At 72.1% G+C, this 22,507-nt stretch carries 24 protein-coding genes; 13 read left to right on the forward strand and 11 right to left on the reverse strand.

Annotated elements, in window-relative coordinates; genetic code table 11:
• Position 1: 1 nt before the first annotated feature.
• Positions 2 to 508: an HAD domain-containing protein gene (locus tag AMK26_RS29480; protein ID WP_073758663.1), complete on the forward strand. Its 507-nt coding sequence runs from the start codon at positions 2 to 4 to the stop codon at positions 506 to 508.
• Positions 509 to 517: 9 nt separating this feature from the next.
• Here the strand turns inward: AMK26_RS29480 and argH are convergent, their stop codons facing one another.
• Positions 518 to 1,945 (reverse strand): argininosuccinate lyase, encoded by a 1,428-nt coding sequence (gene argH / locus AMK26_RS29485; protein ID WP_073758193.1) that lies wholly within the window; start codon positions 1,943 to 1,945, stop codon positions 518 to 520.
• Between the two features lie 80 nt (positions 1,946 to 2,025).
• Positions 2,026 to 3,219: an argininosuccinate synthase gene (locus tag AMK26_RS29490; protein WP_073758195.1), complete on the reverse strand. Its 1,194-nt coding sequence runs from the start codon at positions 3,217 to 3,219 to the stop codon at positions 2,026 to 2,028.
• A 349-nt stretch (positions 3,220 to 3,568) separates the two neighbouring features.
• On the opposite strand from AMK26_RS29490, the gene AMK26_RS37115 reads away from it, so the two are divergent.
• The 7 genes from AMK26_RS37115 (at position 3,569) to AMK26_RS29520 (ending at position 9,541) form a co-directional block, all read left to right on the forward strand.
• Entirely contained in the window at positions 3,569 to 3,709 is a 141-nt protein-coding gene (locus AMK26_RS37115) for a keywimysin-related RiPP (RefSeq protein WP_158071156.1), read from the forward strand.
• 81 nt (positions 3,710 to 3,790) lie between these two features.
• Entirely contained in the window at positions 3,791 to 5,602 is a 1,812-nt protein-coding gene (locus AMK26_RS29495) for a lasso peptide isopeptide bond-forming cyclase (RefSeq protein ID WP_073758197.1), read from the forward strand.
• A 26-nt stretch (positions 5,603 to 5,628) separates the two neighbouring features.
• Positions 5,629 to 5,949 carry a lasso peptide biosynthesis PqqD family chaperone gene (locus AMK26_RS29500; protein ID WP_073758199.1) on the forward strand — a complete coding sequence of 107 codons (321 nt, stop codon included), beginning with the start codon at positions 5,629 to 5,631 and terminating at the stop codon, positions 5,947 to 5,949.
• A 13-nt stretch (positions 5,950 to 5,962) separates the two neighbouring features.
• Positions 5,963 to 6,397 carry a lasso peptide biosynthesis B2 protein gene (locus tag AMK26_RS29505; RefSeq protein ID WP_073758201.1) on the forward strand — a complete coding sequence of 145 codons (435 nt, stop codon included), beginning with the start codon at positions 5,963 to 5,965 and terminating at the stop codon, positions 6,395 to 6,397.
• Positions 6,394 to 8,151 carry an ABC transporter ATP-binding protein gene (locus AMK26_RS29510; protein WP_073758203.1) on the forward strand — a complete coding sequence of 586 codons (1,758 nt, stop codon included), beginning with the start codon at positions 6,394 to 6,396 and terminating at the stop codon, positions 8,149 to 8,151. Before AMK26_RS29505 ends, AMK26_RS29510 begins: the two co-directional genes overlap by 4 nt.
• Before the next feature lie 7 nt (positions 8,152 to 8,158).
• Complete coding sequence (locus AMK26_RS29515; protein WP_073758205.1) at positions 8,159 to 8,752, forward strand: pyridoxamine 5'-phosphate oxidase family protein; 594 nt, start codon at positions 8,159 to 8,161, stop codon at positions 8,750 to 8,752.
• A gap of 72 nt (positions 8,753 to 8,824) precedes the next feature.
• Positions 8,825 to 9,541, forward strand: a complete 717-nt coding sequence (locus tag AMK26_RS29520; RefSeq protein ID WP_073758207.1) for a L,D-transpeptidase family protein — start codon at positions 8,825 to 8,827, stop codon at positions 9,539 to 9,541.
• Positions 9,542 to 9,630: 89 nt separating this feature from the next.
• Here the strand turns inward: AMK26_RS29520 and AMK26_RS29525 are convergent, their stop codons facing one another.
• The 5 genes from AMK26_RS29525 to argC are packed head-to-tail and all read right to left on the reverse strand — an operon-like array spanning position 9,631 to position 14,443.
• Positions 9,631 to 10,167: an arginine repressor gene (locus AMK26_RS29525; RefSeq protein WP_073758209.1), complete on the reverse strand. Its 537-nt coding sequence runs from the start codon at positions 10,165 to 10,167 to the stop codon at positions 9,631 to 9,633.
• Between the two features lie 7 nt (positions 10,168 to 10,174).
• Positions 10,175 to 11,371 (reverse strand): acetylornithine transaminase, encoded by a 1,197-nt coding sequence (locus AMK26_RS29530; RefSeq protein WP_073758211.1) that lies wholly within the window; start codon positions 11,369 to 11,371, stop codon positions 10,175 to 10,177.
• Positions 11,368 to 12,270 (reverse strand): acetylglutamate kinase, encoded by a 903-nt coding sequence (argB, locus tag AMK26_RS29535; protein WP_073758213.1) that lies wholly within the window; start codon positions 12,268 to 12,270, stop codon positions 11,368 to 11,370. Before argB ends, AMK26_RS29530 begins: the two co-directional genes overlap by 4 nt.
• Positions 12,267 to 13,418 carry a bifunctional glutamate N-acetyltransferase/amino-acid acetyltransferase ArgJ gene (gene argJ / locus AMK26_RS29540; protein WP_073758215.1) on the reverse strand — a complete coding sequence of 384 codons (1,152 nt, stop codon included), beginning with the start codon at positions 13,416 to 13,418 and terminating at the stop codon, positions 12,267 to 12,269. Before argJ ends, argB begins: the two co-directional genes overlap by 4 nt.
• Complete coding sequence (gene argC / locus AMK26_RS29545) at positions 13,415 to 14,443, reverse strand: N-acetyl-gamma-glutamyl-phosphate reductase (protein ID WP_073758217.1); 1,029 nt, start codon at positions 14,441 to 14,443, stop codon at positions 13,415 to 13,417. The genes argJ and argC overlap by 4 nt, the downstream gene beginning before the upstream one ends.
• A gap of 186 nt (positions 14,444 to 14,629) precedes the next feature.
• Here argC and AMK26_RS38440 point away from each other — a divergent pair, with 186 nt between their 5' ends.
• Positions 14,630 to 14,842: a hypothetical protein gene (locus tag AMK26_RS38440; RefSeq protein WP_073758219.1), complete on the forward strand. Its 213-nt coding sequence runs from the start codon at positions 14,630 to 14,632 to the stop codon at positions 14,840 to 14,842.
• A 43-nt stretch (positions 14,843 to 14,885) separates the two neighbouring features.
• On the opposite strand, the gene AMK26_RS29555 is transcribed toward AMK26_RS38440, so the two are convergent.
• Positions 14,886 to 15,701, reverse strand: coding sequence for an ABC transporter permease (locus AMK26_RS29555; protein WP_073758221.1), 816 nt, complete (start codon positions 15,699 to 15,701; stop codon positions 14,886 to 14,888).
• A complete protein-coding gene (locus AMK26_RS29560; RefSeq protein WP_198944194.1) occupies positions 15,701 to 16,621 on the reverse strand; it encodes an ATP-binding cassette domain-containing protein in 921 nt (306 codons plus the stop codon). Before AMK26_RS29560 ends, AMK26_RS29555 begins: the two co-directional genes overlap by 1 nt.
• 132 nt (positions 16,622 to 16,753) lie before the next feature.
• On the opposite strand from AMK26_RS29560, the gene AMK26_RS29565 reads away from it, so the two are divergent.
• The 4 genes from AMK26_RS29565 (at position 16,754) to AMK26_RS29580 (ending at position 20,728) form a co-directional block, all read left to right on the forward strand.
• Positions 16,754 to 17,977: a sensor histidine kinase gene (locus AMK26_RS29565; protein ID WP_079277868.1), complete on the forward strand. Its 1,224-nt coding sequence runs from the start codon at positions 16,754 to 16,756 to the stop codon at positions 17,975 to 17,977.
• Positions 17,974 to 18,654, forward strand: coding sequence for a response regulator (locus AMK26_RS29570; protein ID WP_073758225.1), 681 nt, complete (start codon positions 17,974 to 17,976; stop codon positions 18,652 to 18,654). Before AMK26_RS29565 ends, AMK26_RS29570 begins: the two co-directional genes overlap by 4 nt.
• A gap of 146 nt (positions 18,655 to 18,800) precedes the next feature.
• Positions 18,801 to 20,030: a beta-ketoacyl-[acyl-carrier-protein] synthase family protein gene (locus tag AMK26_RS29575; protein WP_073758227.1), complete on the forward strand. Its 1,230-nt coding sequence runs from the start codon at positions 18,801 to 18,803 to the stop codon at positions 20,028 to 20,030.
• A gap of 230 nt (positions 20,031 to 20,260) precedes the next feature.
• Entirely contained in the window at positions 20,261 to 20,728 is a 468-nt protein-coding gene (locus AMK26_RS29580; RefSeq protein ID WP_073758667.1) for a cupin domain-containing protein, read from the forward strand.
• Between the two features lie 43 nt (positions 20,729 to 20,771).
• Here the strand turns inward: AMK26_RS29580 and AMK26_RS29585 are convergent, their stop codons facing one another.
• A complete protein-coding gene (locus tag AMK26_RS29585) occupies positions 20,772 to 21,929 on the reverse strand; it encodes a methyltransferase (RefSeq protein WP_073758229.1) in 1,158 nt (385 codons plus the stop codon).
• A gap of 32 nt (positions 21,930 to 21,961) precedes the next feature.
• Positions 21,962 to 22,411 (reverse strand): GNAT family N-acetyltransferase, encoded by a 450-nt coding sequence (locus AMK26_RS29590; RefSeq protein WP_073758231.1) that lies wholly within the window; start codon positions 22,409 to 22,411, stop codon positions 21,962 to 21,964.
• Positions 22,412 to 22,507 lie beyond the last annotated feature (96 nt).

A 22,507-nucleotide genomic window follows, 5' to 3' on the forward strand; every position in this document is an offset into this window, starting at 1 on the left:
CATGAAGCCGCTGCTGCTGATCGACGTGGACGGTCCGCTCAATCCGTATGCCGCGAAGGCCCAGCGACGACCCGAGGGGTACGGCACCCATCGGATGCGGCCGACGGGGTGGACGGACGGGAAGCCGCTGCGGGTGTGGCTCAACCCCGCGCACGGCGAGGAGCTCCGGGAGCTGGCACGCCTCTACGAGCTGGTCTGGGCGACGACCTGGAAGGGCGAGGCCAACGACTGGACAGGGCCGCGGCTTGGGCTGCCCGAGCTGCCGTACATCGACTGGCCCCGGATGCACGGAAAGGCCCCTCGCGGGACCTTCTGGAAGACGCAGTACATCCTTCAGTACGCGGCGGGGCGGCCGTTCGCCTGGGTCGACGACGACATCACTGCGTACGACCGCGAGTACGTCGAGCGGGAACACCTCGCCGCCGCCCTGCTGGTGCACGTCGATGAGCGTATCGGCCTGACGCGGCCGGACTTCGACGCGCTCGCGGAGTGGGCGGCGGCGCTGTGATCGTCGGTGTCAGTGCTTGGCGGTGGCCCAGGCGCGCTGGATCACCAGGTCGGCCTTGACCTCGGCCAGCTGGGTGGCGACGGCGGAGGGGGCCGTGCCGCCCCGGCCGTTGCGGGAGGCGAGAGCGCCGGGGACGTTCAGGACCGTCCGTACCTCGGGGGTGAGGTGCTCGGAGATCTTGGCGAACTGTTCGTCGGTGAGCTGGTCCAGCTCGATGCCGTGCGCCTCACACTCCTTGACGCACTCGCCCGCGACCTCGTGCGCCACCCGGAACGGCACACCCTGCTTGACCAGCCATTCCGCGATGTCCGTCGCGAGGGAGAAGCCGGCCGGGGCGAGCTCCTCCATCCGCTCCCGGTTGACCGTGAGCGTGGCCATCATGCCGGTGAAGGCGGGCAGCAGGACCTCCAGCTGGTCGCAGGAGTCGAAGACCGGCTCCTTGTCCTCCTGGAGGTCGCGGTTGTACGCGAGCGGGAGCGCCTTGAGGGTCGCCATGAGCCCCGTCAGGTTGCCGATCAGGCGGCCCGACTTGCCGCGTGCGAGCTCGGCGATGTCCGGGTTCTTCTTCTGCGGCATGATCGACGAGCCGGTCGAGAAGGCGTCGTGCAGGGTCACGAAGGAGAACTCCTTCGTGTTCCAGATGATGACCTCCTCGGCGATCCGGGAGAGGTTCACGCCGATCATCGCGGTGATGAACGCGAACTCGGCCACGAAATCGCGCGAGGCGGTGCCGTCGATCGAGTTGCCCGCGCTGCCGTTCTCGAAGCCCAGGTCCCTGGCGACCGCCTCCGGGTCGAGCCCGAGGGACGAGCCGGCGAGAGCACCGGAGCCGTACGGGGAGACCGCCGTGCGCTTGTCCCACTGGCGCAGCCGCTCGGCGTCCCGGGAGAGGGACTGCACATGGGCGAGCACATGGTGGGCGAAGAGCACCGGCTGGGCGTGCTGGAGGTGCGTACGGCCCGGCATGGCGACGTCCGGGTGCGCCTCCGCCAGGCCCACGAGGGCGTCCTGGAGGTCGGCGAGGAGCCCGCCGATGGTCCGGGCGTGGTCGCGCAGGTACATCCGGAAGAGCGTGGCGACCTGGTCGTTGCGGGACCGGCCGGCGCGCAGCTTGCCGCCGAGGTCGGGGCCGAGCCGCTCCAGCAGGCCGCGCTCCAGCGCGGTGTGGACGTCCTCGTCGGCGATGGTGCCGACGAAGGAGCCGTTCGCGACGTCCGCCTCCAGCTGGTCGAGGCCCGCGAGCATGCGCGTCAGCTCGTCGGCCGTCAGCAGTCCCGCCTTGTGGAGCACGCGCGCGTGGGCGCGCGAGCCGGCGATGTCGTACGGCGCGAGGCGCCAGTCGAAGTGCACGGACGCCGACAGCTTGGCCAGTGCCTCGGCGGGACCGTCGGCGAAGCGGCCGCCCCAGAGCCGGACGTCACCGTTGTTGCTGCTCAACTCTGCTCCTCAGGAGGGTGCGGATGTGCGGCCGCCTCCCCACCCCTGAGGTGAGGAGGCGGCTGTCGAACGAATCGGGGTCAGGCCAGGTCACGCTTGGCGGCGATCTTCGACGACAGGGCGAAGATGTCGATGAAGCCCTGCGCCTTCGACTGGTCGAAGGTGTCGCCCGAGTCGTACGTCGCGAGGTTGAAGTCGTACAGCGACTCGTCCGACTTCCGGCCGGTGACGACGGCGCGGCCGCCGTGCAGGGTCATCCGGATGTCGCCGGAGACGTGCTGGTTGGCCTCGTTGATGAAGCCGTCCAGGGCCCGCTTGAGCGGCGAGAACCACAGGCCGTCGTAGACCAGCTCGCCCCAGCGCTGCTCGACCTGCCGCTTGTAGCGGGCCAGCTCGCGCTCGACGGTGACGTTCTCCAGCTCCTGGTGGGCGGTGATCAGCGCGATGGCGCCGGGGGCCTCGTAGACCTCGCGGGACTTGATGCCGACCAGCCGGTCCTCGACCATGTCGATCCGGCCGATGCCCTGGGCGCCGGCGCGCTGGTTGAGCTGCTGGATCGCCTGGAGGACGGTGACGGGCTGCCCGTCGATGGCGACCGGGACACCCTCCTTGAAGGTGATGATCACCTCGTCGGCCTCGCGCGGGGTGGCCGGGTTCGAGGTGTACTCGTAGATGTCCTCGATCGGCGCGTTCCAGATGTCCTCGAGGAAGCCGGTCTCGACGGCCCGCCCGAAGACGTTCTGGTCGATGGAGTACGGGGACTTCTTGGTGGTCGCGATCGGCAGCTCGGCCTTCTCGGCGAAGGCGATGGCCTTGTCGCGGGTCATCGCGTAGTCACGCACCGGGGCGATGCACTTCAGGTCGGGGCCGAGGGCCTGGATGCCGGCCTCGAAGCGGACCTGGTCGTTGCCCTTGCCGGTGCAGCCGTGGGCGACGATCGAGGCGTCGTGCTTCTTGGCGGCGGCGACCAGGTGCTTGACGATCGCGGGCCGGGAGAGCGCCGAGACCAGCGGGTAGCGGTCCATGTACAGGGCGTTGGCCTTGATCGCCGGGAGGCAGTACTCGTCGGCGAACTCGTCCTTGGCGTCCGCGACCTCGGCCTCGACCGCACCGCAGGCGAGCGCGCGCTTGCGGATGACGTCCAGGTCCTCGCCGCCCTGGCCGACGTCCACGGCGACGGCGATGACCTCGGCACCCGTCTCCTCGGCGATCCAGCCGATGGCGACGGAGGTGTCCAGTCCGCCCGAGTAGGCGAGTACGACGCGCTCGGTCACGGGTTTCTCCTTACGGTGCATTCACTGACAGGTATAACTATGCAGAGCGCCGTATGTTTTGTCAACGCCGGGCCCGGACGGCCCGACGGCGGGGTGGCCGGTCCCGCGACGCCCCGGCAGGGGCCCCGGGGGCGCACCCGCCGCGCGACGCCGGCACCCGGCGCGGACACCGGGGGTTCGCGCACCCCCACCCCATCGGTGAATTTTCAACTCTGACGCCGTGTTATCGAGCGCCGGAAAGGAATTCACTTCACCTTTCGAGCAGTTGATCCCTCATCGAAGCTATTGAATGGGCAACCGTGTTGCAATACCGGTATCAACGTCTACGCTGGACAGTGAGATTGAGGATGTGAATGACAACAGAAAGGAGGTGTGCGAGATGCGCGTCTACGAACGTCCGACGCTGACCGCGGCAGGATCGTTCCGCAGGACCGGCCTGGGCACCACCAGGGGGCCGGAAAAGCACCTCGTCCTGAAGTTCAGCTTGTGAGCATTTCCGCATGGCGGCGGGTTGCGGCATCCATTCCCGCAGCCCCCGTCCTTTGATCTTTCCGCCCGGGGAGAGACCGTCATGGCGTGTGCCGACTGGTTCGTCGTCCTTCCGGACTCCGCTTCGGCGGCGCGGGTCGGAGCCGCGCTGCGCGGCCCGGCGGTCCAGGAGGTCAGCCACCCGTCGGGCCGGCCCTGGCTGCTCGGCAGCTGGGCCTCCCGGGACATGGCCGTCGGCGAGGCGGGCCGGGTGAGGATCGCGGTCGTCGGTGACCACGCGACCACCGCCGGACGGCTCACCGCGGCGGCCCGCCGGACGGACACGCTCGCCGGCCTCGACGCGTTGGCCGGGTCCCTGGTCGGAAGCGTGCACCTGGCCGCCTCGGTCGCCGGATGCGTACGCGTCCAGGGGACCGTCACCGGCCTCCGCCGGGTGTTCCACGCCCGGATCGGTGACGTCACGGTGGCCGCCGACCGGGCCGACGTCCTGGCCGGCCTGCTCGACGCGGAGGTCGACGAACAGCGACTGGCCGTCCACCTGCTGAACACGTCCGGACTGCACCCGGTGACGGGCGAGCCCGTGTGGCGCGGCGTGCACGCCCTGCCGCCCCGTCACTACCTGGCGCTGGACCCCGACGGGCAGCGGCCACGGGCCGTCGGCTGGTGGTCCCCTCCCGAGCCGGTGGTGCCGATGGCCGAGGGCGCGCACGCGCTGCGGGACGCGCTGGCGGCCGCTGTCGAGGCCCGCGTACGGGGCCGGGACGTGGTGAGCTGCGACCTGGGCGGGCTGGACTCGACCTCGGTGTGCTCCCTGGCCGCCCGCGACGGGGCGAAGGTCGTCGCGTACACCGCCGAAGGCCTCGACCCCATGGGCGACGACGTGACCTGGGCCCGCCGGACGGTCACCGCGCTGGGCGGTGTGGAGCACCACGTCATCCCCGGGGACCGCCTGCCCATGGTGTACGAGGGCCTCGGCGACGTGGACGACCGCTTCGACGAGCCGTGCCCGGTCGCCGTCCAGCGCGACCGCTGGATGGCCATCCCCCGGCTGGCCACGTCACGCGGATCGCGGCTGCACCTGACCGGCTTCGGCGGCGACGAGCTGCTCGCCGGCTCGCCCGCGCACCTGCACGCGCTGATGCGTACGCGTCCCAGGACCGCCCTGCAGCGGGTGCGCGGCTTCGCCGCCCAGCGCCCGTGGCCGTACCGGGAAACGCTCCGGCAGCTGTGGGACAACAGCACCTACCGGGCCTGGCTCGCCCGGGTCGGTGAACAGCTCACCGCCGTACCGCCCCCGTTGGAGACACCGACCCTGGACTGGGGCACACCGCCGCGCATGCCCCCGTGGGCGACGCCCGACGCGGTCGACGCGGTGCGTGAGCTGATCCGTTCCGCCGCCCGCGGCGCCGAACCGCTGGCGCCGACCCGCGGGCAGCACGTCGAGTTGGAGGCCATGGGCAGCACCTCCCGCATGGTGCGGCAGCTGGGTCAGATGGCCGCCCGCATCGGGCTCGGGCTCGCCGCTCCGTACTACGACGACCGCGTGCTCGAAGCGGGCCTGTCGGTGCGGCCGCAGGACAGGATCACCCCCTGGCGGTACAAGCCGCTCATCGTCGAGGCGATGCGCGGCATCGTCCCCGACGAGAGCCTGACCCGCCACACCAAGGACGGCGGGGACCAGGAGGTGGAGGCGGGGCTGCGGGAGAACCGTGGCGCGTTGCTGGCCCTGTGCGACGACTCCCGGCTTGCCCGCCTCGGCCTGATCGACGCGGACGCGCTGCGCGAGGTGTGCGCACGGCCGCTGCCCCCTGCCCTGCAATTCGACGCGCTGTACCAGACGGTGGCGTGCGAAATGTGGCTGCGCGCGCGGGAATCCGTCACCATTCCGGGCTGATTCCTACGGTCGATGTGGAGATGGTCATGACGTTCACTTTGCGCGACGGTGTGTTCACGGTCGAGACGGAGTACGGAATCGCACTCCTCGATGAGGACCGCGACCAGTATTGGACGCTCAATCCGAGCGCCGCCCTCATTCTGCGGACGCTGCTGGACGGCGGCAGCGCCGACGACGCCGTACGAACGCTCACCCAGGAGTACGCGGTCGAGAAGGACACCGCACACCGGGACGTCCAGGAACTGGTCGGTGAATTGAGCGCGGCGGGCCTGGCGGAGGAGGACACCGGACGCCCGCTCGTACGGCACGGCATACGCCGGTGGCGGCCGGAGAAGAAAAGCCGGTGAGGAAGAAAAGCCGATGAGTACGCCGGAAGCCATTTTCCACCGCCCGCGTTCGGTGCCCCTGCGGCGCCGGATCCTGGTCCGGCTCGTCGTGGGCGTCGCGCGGCTCCTCGCCACCCGGCGTCCCCGTCACATCCGTGCCGTACTGGACCGGCTCCGCCGCGGCGCCCGCCCGGCCACCGTCGAACAGACCCGGGCCGCCCGGGACGCCGTGGTCGCGGTCAGCCTGGCCTGCGGCGGCCGGGAAGGGTGCCTGCCCCGGTCCCTGGCCACCACGCTGCTGTGCCGGCTGCACGGCCAGTGGCCGACGTGGTGCGTGGGCGCGCGGCGCCTGCCGCCCTTCGGCGCGCACGCCTGGGTGGAGGCGGAGGGGGTGCCGGTGGGCGAGGACTATCCACCCGACTACTTCCGCCCGCTCCTCACCGTGCCCGCCGTGAGTGCCGACCGGTGAGCCCCCGAGCGGCCGGCGGGCGTCGCCGGATCGGCCTCCGGGGCGTCCTGCGTCTGCTGTACGGACACCGGCGGTGGGTCGGCCTCGCCGTGCTGCTGACGCTGAGCGCTTCGGCACTGAGCCTGGCCCAGCCCCTGCTGGTGAAGAAGGTGATCGAGTCGACCTCGTCCGGGAGCGCGGTCGGGCCGGTCATCGCGCTGCTGGTCGTCTTCTTCGTCGCACAGGTGCTGGTACAGGGCCTCGCCCAGTACGTCGTGGCCCGCACGGGCGAAGGCATCGTGCTGGGTATCCGGCTCCGCCTCGTCCGGCATGTGCTGCGGCTGCCGATGGCCGTGTACGACCGGCAGCGCATCGGCGACCTGATCTCGCGCGCCGGCACCGACAGCACCACCCTGCGGCTGCTCATCGCCGAGGGCTTCACGGACGCGGTGACCGGCGGCATCGCGCTGGCCGGCGTCGTGGCGCTGATGCTGTGGCTCGACTGGCTGCTGTTCCTCGTCGTGCTGGCCCTGGTGGCGGTCGCCTCGGTGGTCGTGGGCTCGGTCCTGCGCGGCATCGAGGCCGCCTCGGTGGTCACCCAGCGGGAGACGGGTGCGATGACCGCCGATCTGGAGCGCGCGCTCTCCGCCATCCGTACCGTCCGGGCCAGCCGCGCCGAGCAGCGCGAGACGGACCGCATCGCCGATCGGGCCCGGTCGGCGTACGCGGGGAGCATACGGATGGCGAAGCTCGACGCGGTGGTGGCACCGGCGATCGAGCTGGCCGTCAAGGGGTCGTTCATCGTCGTGCTGCTCGTCGGCGGTCTGCGCGTCGCCGACCGGCAGGGCTCGCTGGCCGATCTCGCCGCGTTCCTGCTGTACATGATCTATCTGGTGGGGCCGATCGGCATGCTGTTCCAGTCCCTCAGCACCATGGAGCAGGGCGTGGGGGCGTACCGCCGGGTCACGGACGTGATGGCCATGCCCACCGAGCAGGACACCGTTCGCGAGCCGGTCCCCCGGGCGGTGTCCGGGCCGCCGCGCGCGCCGGTGCTGGAGTTCCGTGACGTGTGGTTCGGCTACGAGCCGCACCGCCCCGTCCTTCGGGGGGTGAGTTTCGAGGTGCCGCCGAGGTCCCATGTCGCGCTGGTCGGCAACTCCGGCGTCGGCAAGTCGACCGTCTTCGCGCTCATCGAGCGCTTCTACGACCCGGATCGCGGCCGTATCCTCTTCGACGGCCAGGACGTCGCCGCGCTCGGCCGCGCCGAGCACCGCGCCCGTATCGGCCTGGTGGAGCAGCACGCCCCGGTGATGTACGGGACGCTGCGGGAGAACCTGATGTACGCCGCCCCCGACGCCGGGCCGGAGGAGCTGGAGCGGGTGCTCGAACTGGCGCATCTCACCGACCTGGTGTCCCGGTTGCCGCGCGGCCTGGACACCGACGCCGGTGAGCACGGCATGTCGCTGTCCGGCGGCGAACGCCAGCGGATCGCGATCGCCCGGTCCCTGCTGGCCCGGCCCGAGCTGCTGCTGCTCGACGAGCCGACGGCGCACCTGGACGCGGCCAACGAGGAGGCGCTGCGCCGGTCGATCCGGCACACCACGGCCGAGTGCGCGCTGCTGGTCATCGCCCACCGGTTCTCGACGATCCGCGCGGCGGACCTGATCGTCGTCCTGGACGGGGGGCGCGTCGTCGCCACCGGCAGCCATGACGAACTGCTGGACACCAGCGGCCACTACCGTCTTTTGTCGGACGCGCAACCGGCCGGACGATAATGCGCCCATGGGAAAAAGATACGAACGCATCGACGGCCGGATACGGGACTTCATCGAGCAGCAGCCGGTCTTCTTCACCGCCACCGCCCCGCTGACGGGCGACGGGCACGTCAACCTCTCCCCCAAGGGCCGCAAGGGCACGCTCGTCGTCCTCGACGAACTGACTCTGGCCTACCTCGACTTCGGCGGCAGTACCGCCGAGACCCTCGCCCACCTGCGCGAGCAGGGCAACGGCCGGATCACCCTCATGTGGTGCGCCTTCAGCGGCCCCCCGAAGGTGCTGCGCGTGCACGGGAAGGGCGAGGCCGTCTTCCGGGACGACCCACGCTGGGCGGAGTACATCCCGTACTTCAAGGAGGCCGACGGCCCGGCGGCCCGCGCCATCGTCGTGGTCCACGCCCAGCGGGTCAGTGACTCGTGCGGCTTCGCCGTGCCGTTCATGGACTACCGCGAGGAGCGCACCCAGCACGCCGAGCACTTCGCCCGCAAGACGGACGAGGAGTTCGCGGCGTACTGCGAGAAGAAGGAGCACCTCGGGGTGAGCCTGGACGGGTTGCCGGCCCTCCCGCTGCCGCTGCCGGCGCGTACGGACGTGCCCTAGAGCCCTGTCCGGCCCAGCCGTTCGGCCGCGTTCGAGGAGCGGCCGCCGCACGGTGCGCATACGGTCCGGGTCATGCGCCTCGCTCTCGTCCTCGCGTCCGTGCTCCTGCTGGCCCCCGCCGCGCCCGTGGACCGTGAACCGCTGCCCGCGCGGATGGCGGACACGGGCGGCGGTACGCAGCTGATCACGGCCGAAGCCCCGCACGCCCGGTCCACCACCGGGACGGTGACGTGGTGGGACCGGCGCGGCGGGCGGTGGGTGCGGGTGGGGTCGGCGCAGGCGCGGTTCGGCGCGAACGGCCTGGTGGAGGGGGCGCGGCGCCGCCAGGGCACGTCGACCACACCGACGGGCCTCTACCCCTTCCCGTACGCCTTCGGCATCGAGACCGCCCCGCCGGGCACGGCGTTCCCGTACCGCCGGGTGACGCGGGATTCCTGGTGGTGCCAGGACAACCGCTCGCGCGCGTACAACCGCTGGGTGGAGGGGCTGCCGGCCCACTGCCGGGCGGCGGAGGCGGAGCACCTCATCTCTTACGGGAGGCGGTACGCACACGCGCTGGTGATCGGGTTCAACTACGAGCGCCCGGTACGCGGGCGCGGCGCGGGCATCTTCCTGCACGTCAAGGGGCGTGGGCCGACGGCCGGTTGTGTGGCCGTGCCGGCGGGCGCGATGCGGCGGATCCTGGCGTGGGCGGAACCGGCGCGCCGACCGCACATCGCGATCGGTACGAGCGGGGGCGGCCGGACGGCGATCGTCCGGACCGGAGCGCGAGAGAGCGCCGCGCCGTGAGGAGAGCGCCGCTCTCGCAAGGGAGCGGCGCTCAGCCGGTAGGGCGGCGCCCCACCTTCACGCGGCGCTCCGCGCCGTGGCTGCCGCGGCTACCGCTCCTTCTGCGCCAGCCGCAGCAAGTGGTCCGCGAGCGCCTGGCCGCCGGCCGGGTCGCGGGAGATCAGCAGCAGCGTGTCGTCGCCGGCGATGGTGCCGAGGATGGCGTGCAGTTCGGCCTGGTCGATGGCCGAGGCGAGGAACTGGGCGGCGCCCGGCGGCGTACGCAGGACCACCAGGTTGGCGGAGGCCTCGGCGGAGATCAGCAGCTCGCCCGAGAGGCGCCGCATCCGCTCCTCCTTGGCCGACTCGCCGAGCGGGGCCTGCGGGGTGCGGAAACCGCCCTCGCTGGGCACCGCGTAGATCAGTTCGCCGCCCGTGTTGCGGATCTTCACCGCGCCCAGCTCGTCGAGGTCCCGGGAGAGCGTCGCCTGGGTGACGCTCAGCCCGTCGTCGGCGAGGAGCTTCGCCAGCTGGCTCTGGGATCGCACCGGCTGCCGGTTGAGGATGTCCACGATCCGGCGGTGGCGTGCGGTGCGGGTCTGCGGAACGGACGGCCCGCCGTGCTCAATGTCCTGCGCGTCGGTCATCGTCGTCTCATTCTCCGGATCGTCCTTCCCCGTGCACGCTGCTGAGGACGCCGGGCAGGGCCCGGAGGAAGGCGTCCACTTCGTCGTCACCGATGATCAGCGGCGGCATGAGCCGTACGACATCGGGAGCGGGCACGTTCACCAGGAGGCCGGCGTCCTGAGCCGCCTGCTGCACCTGGGGCGCGAGGGGCTCGGTGAGCACGATACCCAGCAGCAGGCCCGCACCGCGGACGTGGGAGACCAGCGGGTGGCCCAGGGCCTCGATTCCGTCGCGCAGCTTCTCGCCGAGGCGCTTGACCTGGTCGAGCGCCGAACCGGCACCGAGGGTGTCGAGTACGGCGAGCCCGGCGGCGCACGCGACGGGGTTGCCGCCGAAGGTGGTGCCGTGGTGGCCGGGCTTCAGCAGCTCGGCCGCCGGGCCGAAGGCGACGGTCGCGCCGATGGGCAGGCCGCCGCCGAGGCCCTTGGCGAGGGTGACGATGTCCGGCTCGACGCCGTGCGCCTGGTGCTCGAACCAGTGGCCGCACCGGCCGATGCCGGTCTGCACCTCGTCCAGGACGAGCAGTGTGCCGGTGGCGCGGGTGATCTCGCGGGCGGCCTTCAGGTAGCCGGGCGGCGGGACGACGACACCGTTCTCGCCCTGGATGGGTTCGATGATGACAAGAGCGGTGCTCTCCGAGACAGCCTCGCGCAGCGCGTCGACGTCTCCGTACGGTACGTGTGTGACGTCCCCCGGCAGGGGCAGGAACGGCTCCTGCTTGCCGGGCTGGCCGGTGAGCGCCAGCGCGCCCATCGTCCGGCCGTGGAAGCCGCCGCTCGTGGCGACCATGTGGGTCCGGCCGGTCAGCCGCCCGATCTTGAAGGCTGCCTCGTTGGCCTCGGCGCCGGAGTTGCAGAAGAAGACCCGTCCGGGGCGGCCGAGGAGCTGGAGGAGCCGTTCGGCGAGCGCGACGGGCGGTTCGGCGACGAAGAGGTTGGAGACGTGGCCGAGGGAGGCGATCTGCCGCGACACCGCCTCGACGACGGCGGGGTGCGCGTGGCCGAGGGCGTTGACGGCGATGCCGCCGACGAAGTCGACGTACTCGGTGCCGTCCGCGTCCCACACCTTGGCGCCCTCACCGCGTACGAGCGGGAGCCGGGGCGTGCCGTAGTTGTCCATCAGCGCGCCCTGCCAGCGCTGGGTCAGGTGCTCGTTCCCGGTCACGATTCCCCCTGTCCGTCCGGCACGACCATCGTGCCGATGCCCTCGTCGGTGAAGATCTCCAGCAGGATGGAGTGCTGCACCCGCCCGTCGATGACGCGGGCGGTGGTGACGCCGTTGCGTACGGCGTGCAGGCAGCCCTCCATCTTGGGGACCATGCCGCTGGAGAGCTCGGGCAGCAGCTTCTCCAGCTCGGTGGCGGTGAGCCGGCTGATGACCTCGTCGCTGTGGGGCCAGTCCTCGTAGAGGCCCTCGACGTCGGTCAGGACCATCAGGGTCTCGGCACCCAGCGCCGCAGCGAGTGCCGCAGCCGCCGTATCAGCATTGACGTTGTAGACATGTCCGTCGTCCTGGGAACGGGCGATCGAGGAGACGACCGGGATGCGGCCGTTGTCCAGCAGTGCCTCGATGGCACCGGTGTCGATCCCGGTGATCTCGCCGACCCGGCCGATGTCGACGAGCTCGCCCTCGATGCGCGGCCGGTGCTTGGTGGCGGTGATGGTGTGGGCGTCCTCGCCGGTCATGCCGACGGCGAACGGCCCGTGCTGGTTGAGCAGCCCCACGAGCTCGCGCTGGACCTGTCCGGCGAGCACCATCCGTACGACGTCCATCGCCTCGGGAGTGGTGACGCGCAGGCCCGCCTTGAACTCGCTGACCAGGCCCTGCTTGTCGAGCTGGGCGCTGATCTGCGGGCCGCCGCCGTGCACGACGACCGGCTTGAGGCCGGCGTGGCGGAGGAAGACGACGTCCTGGGCGAAGGCGGCCTTCAGCTCCTCGTCCACCATGGCGTTGCCGCCGAACTTGATGACGACGGTCTTGCCGTGATGGCGGGTCAGCCAGGGCAGCGCCTCGATGAGGATCTGCGCCTTGGGCAGTGCGGTGTGCTTCCGTGTCGTGCTCATGAGCTGTACGCGCTGTTCTCGTGGACGTAGTCGGCGGTGAGGTCGTTGGTCCAGATGACGGCGGACTCGGACCCGGCGGCGAGGTCGGCGGTGATCGTCACTTCCCGGTACCGCATGTCGACGAGGTCGCGGTCCTCGCCGACGGAACCGTTCTTGCAGACCCAGACGCCGTTGATGGCGACGTTCAGCCGGTCGGGCTCGAAGGCGGCCTTGGTGGTGCCGATGGCGGACAGGACGCGGCCCCAGTTGGGGTCCTCGCCGTGGATGGCGCACTTGAGGAGGTTGTTGCGGGCGATCGAGCGCCCCACCTCGACGGCGTCGTCCTCGGAGGCCGCGTTGACGACCTCGACGCGGATGTCCTTGGACGCGCCTTCGGCGTCGCCGATGAGCTGGCGGCCGAGGTCGTCGCAGACCTGGCGTACGGCTTCCGAGAAGTCGTCGTACGCGGGGGTCGTGCCCGAGGCGCCGGAGGCGAGGAGCAGGACGGTGTCGTTGGTGGACATGCAGCCGTCGGAGTCGACCCGGTCGAAGGTGACGCGGGTGGCGTCGCGCAGCGCCTTGTCGAGGGTCGGGGCGTCGACGTCCGCGTCGGTGGTGAGGACGACGAGCATGGTGGCGAGGCCGGGGGCGAGCATGCCCGCGCCCTTGGCCATGCCGCCGACGGTCCAGCCGTCCTTGGTGACGACGGACGTCTTGTGGACGGTGTCGGTGGTCTTGATGGCGATGGCGGCCTTCTCGCCGCCGTGCTCGGAGAGCTCCTTGGCGGCCTTCTCGACGCCGGGGAGCACCTTGTCCATGGGGAGCAGGATGCCGATGAGTCCGGTGGACGCGACGGCGACCTCGCCCGCGCCGATCTCCAGGACCTCCGCCACCTTCTCGGCGGTGGCGTGGGTGTCCTGGAAGCCCTTGGGCCCGGTGCAGGCGTTGGCGCCGCCGGAGTTGAGGACGACGGCCCGCAGCTCGCCGGTCTTCAGGACCTGCTCGGACCACAGGACGGGCGCGGCCTTGACGCGGTTGGAGGTGAAGACGCCCGCGGCGGCGCGGCGGGGGCCGGTGTTGACCACGAGGGCCAGGTCCGGGTTGCCGTTCGCCTTGATCCCGGCGGCGATGCCCGCGGCCGTGAATCCCTTTGCTGCCGTGACACTCACGGTGCGACTCCGATCGTGGAAAGACCCGTGTCCTCGGGGAGCCCGAGGGCGATGTTCATGCTCTGCACCGCGCCACCGGCGGTGCCCTTGGTGAGGTTGTCGATGGCGCTGATGGCGATGATGCGGCCCGCCACCGCGTCGTACGCGACCTGCACCTGAACGGCGTTGGAACCGTAGACGGACGCAGTCGCCGGCCACTGTCCCTCGGGGAGGAGGTGGACGAACGGCTCGCCGTCGTACGCCTTGGCGTAGGCGGCCCGGACGTCCTCGGCCGTGGTGCCCGGCCTGGCCTTGGCGCTGCAGGTGGCGAGGATGCCGCGCGCCATGGGGGCGAGGGTGGGCGTGAAGGAGACGGTGACCTTCTCCCCCGCCACTGCGCCGAGGTTCTGCATCATCTCGGGGGTGTGGCGGTGGCCGCCGCCGACGCCGTACGGGCTCATGGAGCCCATCACCTCGGAGCCGAGCAGGTGCGGCTTGAGCGCCTTGCCCGCGCCGGAGGTGCCGGTGGCGGCGACGATCACCGCCTCCGGCTCGGCGAGGCCGCCGGCGTACGCGGGGAAGAGCGCGAGCGACACGGCGGTGGGGTAGCAGCCGGGCACCGCGATGCGCTTGGACCCCTCCAGCGCGGCGCGGGCGCCCGGCAGCTCGGGGAGGCCGTAGGGCCAGGTGCCGGCGTGCGCGGAGCCGTAGAACCTCTCCCAGTCGGCGGCGTCCCTCAGCCGGAAGTCGGCGCCCATGTCGACGACGAGGACGTCGTCGCCGAGCTGCTCGGCGACGGCGGCGGACTGGCCGTGCGGCAGGGCGAGGAAGACGACGTCGTGCCCGGCGAGGACCTCGGGGGTGGTCGGCTCCAGGACCCGGTCGGCGAGCGGCAGCAGGTGCGGCTGCAGCGTGCCGAACGCCTGCCCGGCGTTGGAGTGGCCGGTCAGGGCGCCGATCTCGACCCGCGGATGGCCGAGGAGCAGACGGAGCACCTCTCCGCCCGCGTATCCGCTCGCGCCTGCCACTGCTGCTCGTACTGCCATCGGACCCTCCTCGTCGATGGCATGACTATACGCACCCTCGCACTTTTATGCAAAGCTGGCCGAATTTCCGTCCACCACCCCCGCCGCCTACCGCCGCCGCTTCCGCATCGGTACCCGCACCACCTGACGCTCCACTCTGCGAGGCCGCGCGGCTTCGCCATGCCCGATCGACGAAAAAGGTGCCTCATGAGTACGACCCTCCCGTCCCCGACCTTGCGCGACGTGATCGGCCTGGACAACTGGCCAGGCCGCCCGTGGCCGGCGAACCGGTCGTGGTCAAGCGCTTCCCCACCGGACGGAACCGTCCTGCCCGCCGCCACCCTCCAGACCGCCGCTCTGACCACCATCACCGACCTCTTCGGCACTGTCGTCCCCACCGCCGACGCCCTCCGCGACTGAGTCACCGAGCGTGGTACGTGGCCGACCAGGCCGAGTGCCACGCTCAGTCGCAGTCCCGAACGTCGATCACGACCACGGCGACCACCGCCGCGACCACCGCCCACACCGCGTACACGACCCACGACCCGGCGATCGAGGACGGGTACGCGGCCGGGGGTCCCGGCCAGTTGGCGACCTCGGCCTCGACCAGCCGGTCCCACGCGCCGTGGGGCAGCGCGTGGAGCACGGTGGCTGTCCAGTGGTCGCGGTCGGTGAAGAGGGACGGCAGCAGGAGGAGGAAGCCGGTGACCGCGACGATCGTCCCGGCCGTGTGCCGGATGACCGAGCCGAGCCCCATGCCCGCGAGCGCGCACACCGGCGCGAGCAGGGCGGACGCCACGACAACGCGCAGCGCGCCCGGATGGCCGAGGGACACACCGACGCCTCGCCCGGCGAGGATCGCCTGGGTCACGCCGAAGGACGTTCCCGCGACGACCGCGCCGTAGAGGGTCATGAGCACCGTGACCACGGACAGCTTGGCCGCCACCACCGAGCGCCGGGCGGGCACGGCCGCGAAGGTGGTACGGATCTGTCCGGTGCCGTATTCGCTGATGACGGCGAGGGCGCCGATGCTGCCGGTGGCGAGCATCAGGACCATGGACGACTCGACGGTGAAGGCGTCCCGCAACGACCACATCGGGACGAAGAAGTCCTTGATGCCCTGGGGGTAGCCCGGATAGTTGGTGTAGTCGGCGAGGGAGCCGTTGACGTTGATCCCGACGACGGCCAGGGCGCCGATCAAGAAGGCCCAGGGCGTTGACCGCAGCGACCACAGCTTGATCCACTCGGCGGCGAGGAGGTCGGTGAAGCGGGCGGTCATCAGTGGCCTCCCGCGAGGTGGTCGACGCTGTCGGCGGTGAGCTCCATGAAGGCCTCTTCGAGGGAAGAGGTACGGGTGGACAGCTCCAGCAGCGGGATGCGGTGCTGGGCGGCGAGTTCGCCGACGCGGGCCGCGTCCATGCCGGTCACCGTGAGCGTTCCGTCGGCGTGGGCGTCGGCGTGGGCGTGGGTCGAGGCGCCTTCGGAGGACAGGACGGCCGCCAGCCCGGACACGTCGGGCGTACTGACGGTCACGCTCCGACCGGTGCCGCGGGCCGCGAACTCCGTCACGCTCTCGGCGGCGATCAGCCGGCCCCGGCCGATGACGACGAGCTGCTCGGCGGTGTTCTCCATCTCGGACATCAGGTGGCTGGAGACGAACACGGTCCGCCCCTCGGCCGCCAGCCGCCGGAACAGGCCGCGCACCCACAGCACGCCCCCCGGGTCCAGGCCGTTGACCGGCTCGTCGAACAGCAGCACTGGCGGATCACCGAGAAGCGCGGCGGCGATACCGAGCCGCTGCCGCATCCCGAGGGAGAACCCGCCGATACGGCGTCGGGCCACGCTCGCCAGTCCCACCTCCTCCAGGACCTCGTCCACCCGGCGCCGCGGGATGCCGTTGCTCCGGGCCAGGGCGGTCAGGTGCGCGGCGGCGCGGCGCCCGCCGTGCACGTCCTGGGCGTCGAGGAGCGCGCCGACGTGGCGCAGGCCGCGCGGGTGGTCGCGGAAGGGGCGGCCGTCGATGGTGGCGGTTCCGGAGGTGGGCGTGTCGAGGCCCAGCAGCATGCGCAGGGTGGTGCTCTTCCCGGCGCCGTTGGGGCCGAGGAAGCCGGTGACATGGCCGGGGCGGACGGTGAAGGTCAGGCCGTTGACGGCGGTGGTGTCGCCGTATCGCTTGGTCAGTTCGTTGACTTCGATCACCCGGCCCACGGTGCCGTGCGGCTCCGGGGCAGGGCATCGGTCCGCAGGCCACACTCGCCGGGGCGCGGGTGGCCTGCGGGCGTACGCCTGTGGGCCAATGTCCCGCCGTACGCGGCCGATTACGATCGCGCCATGTCAGCCGCCGCCACCACGCCACGCACCACGCCAAGCCCCCCGTCGCCGGGCGAGCGCCTGCGGCCGGTCGTGTGGACGGCCCTGGCGTGGTGCGGGGCCCTCGCGTATCCCGTCGCGCTGTTGTTCGCCGTACAGGCCGGGCCGTACCGCTCCACCGTCCTGCGGTTCTGCCTGACGGCCGCCGTCACGGTGCTGCCCGTCGCGCTGCTGCGACGCCGGCCACTGCCGGCTCTGGCCCTGATACTCGGCGGGATGTTCGCCGCGGCGACCACGTGGCTCTCGCCGGAGATCGCCTATCTGCTGGTTCTCCTGACCGACGTCGCCGTCGGCCACGTCGTGGCCACGCGCCCGCGCCGCAGCGGGATCGCCGCCGCCGCGATGGCGCTCGCCGTGCAGCTGGGCTCCTCCTCGTACTACACGTCGGGGTCCGACGTGTTCACGATGAACGCCGTCCTCCTCGTCCTCGCCGTCGCCGCGGCCTGGCTGACGGGTCATTCGGTACGTGAGCGGCGCGAGCACGCGGCCGCGCTGCGCACGCAGACCGCGGCCCGGGCAGTCGCGGCCGAACGACTGCGGATCGCCCGCGAGTTGCACGACGTGATCGCGCACAGCATCGGCGTCATCGCCATCCAGGCGGGCGTGGGCAGACGGGTCATCGACACGCAGCCGGACGAGGCGCGCAACGCGCTCGCCACGATCGAGGCCACCAGTAGGGAGACCCTCGCCGGGCTGCGCCGCACGCTGGGCGCGCTGCGGCGTACGGACGGGGAGGCCGAGTCCGGCGCAGAGTCCGTCGGCGCGCCGTGCGACCCCGCGCCAGGGCTGGCGGACCTCGACCGGCTGACCGTCTCGACGCTGGACGCCGGGGTACGGGTCGACGTGCGGTGGCGCGGTGAGCGGCGGCCCCTGCCCGCGGACGTGGACCTGGCCGCGTTCCGGATCGTCCAGGAGGCGCTCACCAACGTCGTACGGCATGCGGGCACCCGCACCTGCCGCGTCATCGTCGACCAGCGGCAGGGCGAACTGTGCATCGAGGTCGAGGACGAGGGGCGCGGCGGGCCCGTCGCGGCCACCGGATACGGCCTCGTCGGGATGCGGGAGCGAGTGGGCCTGCTGGGCGGCGGATTCAGTGCCGGTCCGCGTCCGGGAGGCGGCTTCCGCGTGGCGGCCCGGCTGCCGCTGGCCGGGCCGCCCCTGACCGAAGGAGTCCACGTCCCATGACCGCCCGTACCGTGAGGGTCGTCCTCGCCGACGACCAGCCGCTGATCCGCACCGGCCTGCGCGTCCTGATGGCCGACACCCCCGACATCGTGGTCGTCGGAGAGGCCGGAACGGGCGCCGAGGCGGTCCGGCTGGTGCGGGACGCCCGCCCGGACGTGGCGGTGATGGACATCCGTATGCCCGGCATGGACGGCATCGACGCCACCCGGCTGATCACGGCGGACGACTCCGGCGCGACGCGGGTGCTCATCCTCACCACGTTCGACGACGACGAGTACGTGTACGCCGCGCTCCGCTCGGGCGCGAGCGGGTTCCTCGTCAAGGACATGGCGCTGGAGGACATCCTGTCGGCGATCCGCGTGGTCGCCGCCGGGGACGCCCTCATCGCGCCAAGCGTCACCCGGCGCCTGATCGAGGAGTTCGCCGCCCGTCCCGGGACACCCGAACCCGCCGCACGACGCCGACCGCTCGAAGGGATCACCGAGCGGGAACGCGAGGTCCTGACCCTCGTGGGGCGGGGCCTGTCCAACGGTGAGATCGCCGGGCAGCTCTTCATCAGCGTGGCGACCGCCAAGGCACATGTGGCGCGGCTGCTCAGCAAGCTGGGCGCCCGGGACCGCGTACAGCTCGTGATCCTCGCGTACGAGGCGGGCCTGGTGTCTCCGTACACTTCATGAACCCTACAAAGTCGCAGCGCCCGACACCGTTGATCACCGCACCCGGTCGACGGCAATTCCCCTGGCAGGGTGGGAGTTGAGCCGATCTCCCGGATGCGACTGGTCGTCCGGGAGGTTGTGTGCCTACGACAAAGGGAGTGCATTCGATGAGTGTCGCTACGGACGATGTGGTCGTCACCGGGCTCGGCGCCACGACGCCCCTCGGTGGGGATGTCGCCTCGACGTGGGAGGGGATGCTGGCCGGGCGGTCGGGGATCGGGGTGATCGAGGAGGAGTGGGCGGCGGAGTTGCCCGTACGGATCGCGGGGAGGCTCGCGGTGGAGCCGGCGGGCGTGCTGGACCGGGTGCGGGCGCGGCGGATGGACCGCTGCGAGCAGGTGGCGCTGGTGGCGGCGCGGGAGGCGTGGGCCGATGCCGGGGCGCCGGGGGTCGATCCGGAGCGGCTGGCCGTGGTGATCGGCACGGGCACCGGGGGTGCGCTGACCATGCTCGGTCAGGACGACGTGCTGGAGACCTCCGGGGTGCGCCGGGTGTCCCCGCACACGGTGCCGATGCTGATGGCGAACGGCCCGGCAGCCTGGGTGAGCATCGAGCTCGGCGCCCGGGCCGGCGCGCACACCCCGGTCAGCGCCTGCGCGTCGGGCGCCGAGGCGATCGCCATGGGCCTGGACCTGATCCGGCTGGGCAGGGCGGACGTGGTGGTGGCGGGCGGCGCCGAGGCGTGCGTCTGCCCGTTGCCGCTGGCCGGTTTCGCCCAGGCCCGGGCGCACTCCACCCGCAACGCCGAGCCCGAGCGGGCGTCCCGCCCCTTCGACGCCGACCGCGACGGCTTCGTCATCGGCGAGGGCGCCGCCCTGGTCGTCCTGGAGCGCGCCGGGTTCGCCGCCGCCCGGGCCGCCCGCGCCCACGCGACCCTCGCCGGGGCGGGCGTGACGTCGGACGCGTACCACATCACCGCCGCGCACCCGGAAGGCCAAGTGCGCGCCATGCGGCTGGCGTTGGACACGGCGGGGCTGTCGCCGCTCGACATCGGGCACGTCCACGCGCATGCCACGTCCACACCGAAGGGTGACCTGGCCGAGGCCGAGTCGATCGCGGAGGCCATCGGTACGCACCCGTCCGTCACCGCGACCAAGTCGATGACGGGCCACCTCTTCGGCGCGGCGGGCGCGGTCGGCGCGCTGGCGGCGATCCTGGCGGTACGGGACGGTGTCGTGCCCGCGACGAGCAACCTCGACAGGCTCGATCCCCGGGTGAAGCTGGACGTCGTCACGGGCGCGCCCCGGCGCGGCCCGCTCGATGCCGCGCTGACGAACGCGTTCGGCTTCGGCGGCCACAACGCCTCGCTCGTGTTCACGGCGGCGCCGGGCGCCTGAGGCGTCACATGAGGCGTACGGTGCCGAGGATCCGCCGGACCGTCGCGCCGGGCAGCTCGGCGGTGGCGGCGATGCCCCCTGGATCGCGCGGATCCGCGTACGCAGGCGGGTAGCATCCGCTTCCGCACGGTCCGGCACGGCCGGGCACACAGGGGCACACATGGGCGTACGTGGAGGAACGGGTGACGGGGAACGGGGACGCGGCGGTGCTGGCCCGGGCGGGCGAGCTGATGCGGGGCGCGCCGGCCGACCGGGGCGGGGCGCTGTGGCGGCTCGCGGCCGACGGGCGGCAGTTGGACGCCAACCTGGTCCGGGTCACGCCGGACACCCGGGTCCCCGCGCACGTGGAGCCCGATCTGGACGTGTTCCTGTACGTGGTGGACGGTGACGGGCGGCTCGACACGGGGGACGGGGAGCGGCCGTTGGACGCGGGGTGCGTGGTGTGGCTGCCGCGCGGGGCGCGGCGCGGTGTGGTGGCGGGCCCGGAAGGGCTGACGTACCTGACCGTGCACCGCCGCAGGCCGGGGCTGTCGATCCGTCCGGCCACGGCGCCCGGGGCCGAGGAGGCCGGCGAGGCGGCCTGCCTGCTCGACCGGATGTGCCCCGAGTGCGGGCGGCTCGCGTCCGCCGAGTCGGACGTCCGGTTCTGCGGGCGGTGCGGGACCCGGCTGCCGGCGGCGGAGACGGCTACTTCCTGACGGCTACTTCTTGACGGCTCTTCTTGACGGCTCTTCTTGACGGTTACTTCTTGACGGCCCGGAGGACGACGAACTTCGGGCCGCCGGCGACGACCTCGCAGTTGCCGAAGATCCGGCGCAGTGTCAGGTGGTGGCCGAGGTGCCGGTTGCCGACGACCCACAGCTCGCCGCCGCCGCGCAGGGCGCGCCGGGCGCCGGAGAACATCCGGCGGGCCGTGAGGTCGGTCATCGCCTGGTGGCTGTGGAAGGGCGGGTTGTTGAGGACCAGGTCGACGGAGTCGGCGGGTACGTCCGCGAGTCCGTCGCCGACCAGGAACTCCGCCTCGCTGCCGGTCGGGGCACTGGCCCGGAACGTCTCCTCGGCCGAGGCGACGGCCTGGTACGACTCGTCGGTGAAGAGCAGCCGCGCGTCCGGGTCGGCCAGCGCGACGGCGAGGCCCACCACGCCGTTGCCGCAGCCCAGGTCGACGACCCGGGAGCTGCCGAGCCCGCGCGGCAGGTGCTGGAGGAAGAACCGGGTACCGATGTCGAGGCGGTCGGCGCAGAAGATGCCCGCGTGGTTGACGACGGTCCGGCCGGCGACGGGGCCGGGGGCGTCGTCGGGCAGAGTGTAGCGGTGCGGCCAGGGGCTGGTGGTGCGCGGCAGGGAGGGGTCCGGCGTACTGAAGACGAGCCGGGCCTTCTTCACTGCCAGGGACGTGCGCGTCGGGCCGATGATCCGCTCGAAGAGCTTCAGCGTGGAGGTGTGGATCTCCTTGACCATGCCGGTGCCGACGACGACGGTCCCGGCGTGCAGGGCCGGGGCGAGGCGGTGCAGCTGGTCCTCCAGGAGCGCGAGGCTCTTGGGGACGCGTACCAGCAGCACGTCGACGCGCTCGGGCGGGGCGTCCCTGGTGGTCAGGAGCTGTACGGACGTCTCGTCGACCCCGTTGCGGGCGAGGTTGGCCCGGGTGGCCTCATGGGCGAGGTACGAGTCGGTGATCTGGACGAGCCGGGCGGGGCCGTGCCCGGCGAGCGAGGTGACCAGGGCGCCCCACCGGTCACCGACCGCGACCACGGTGCCGGAGAGCGGCCCGGAGGACTCCGCCAGGTGCTGGAGCAGGTACTCGTCGGCCGCGTCCCAGGCGCGCAGCCGGTCACGCGGGTCCTCGGGGAAGCGGGCGAGTTCGCGGGCGCCCCATGACGTGCTCAAACGGTTCATTGTGCCGCCCAGGCTAGCCGGTGGCCGGGAGGCTACGGGAACGGGAGTGCCATCCAGTGCTCCGGCACGTCCAGCGGCTTGAAGCCGACCTTCTCGTACACGCCGTGCGCGTCCTGCGTGGCCAGCACGACGCGCTTGACGCCGAGCGGGGCGAAGTGGTCGCGGACCGCCTCGACCAGCGCGGTGCCGAGGCCCTGGCCGCGCACCGGGCGGTCGACGTAGACGTCGCAGAGCCAGGCGAACGTCGCGTGGTCGGTGACGACGCGGGCGTAGGCGACCAGTTCGCCGGAAGCGGCGTCGTACGCGCCGAAGTTGAGCGACCCGTCGATGGCGCGGTCCTGCTTGTCGCGGCTGCGGCCGATGGCCCAGTACGCGTCGGTCGAGAGCCACTGGTGGACGCGGGCCCGGTCCAGGCGGGCGGCGTCCGTGGAGATCTCGTACGCGTCGAGGCGCGCGTCCTTGGCTGTGGTCGTCTCGTCCATGATCGAACTTTGGCAGGGCGGCGGGCCGGTTGTCAGTGGCGCGTGCCACGCTGGTTGCACGATCAACAGGCCGTGGACCCCGAACTCGGGTGACGC

Source organism: Streptomyces sp. CB03234 (assembly GCF_001905885.1).
Taxonomy (GTDB): Bacteria; Actinomycetota; Actinomycetes; order Streptomycetales; family Streptomycetaceae; genus Streptomyces.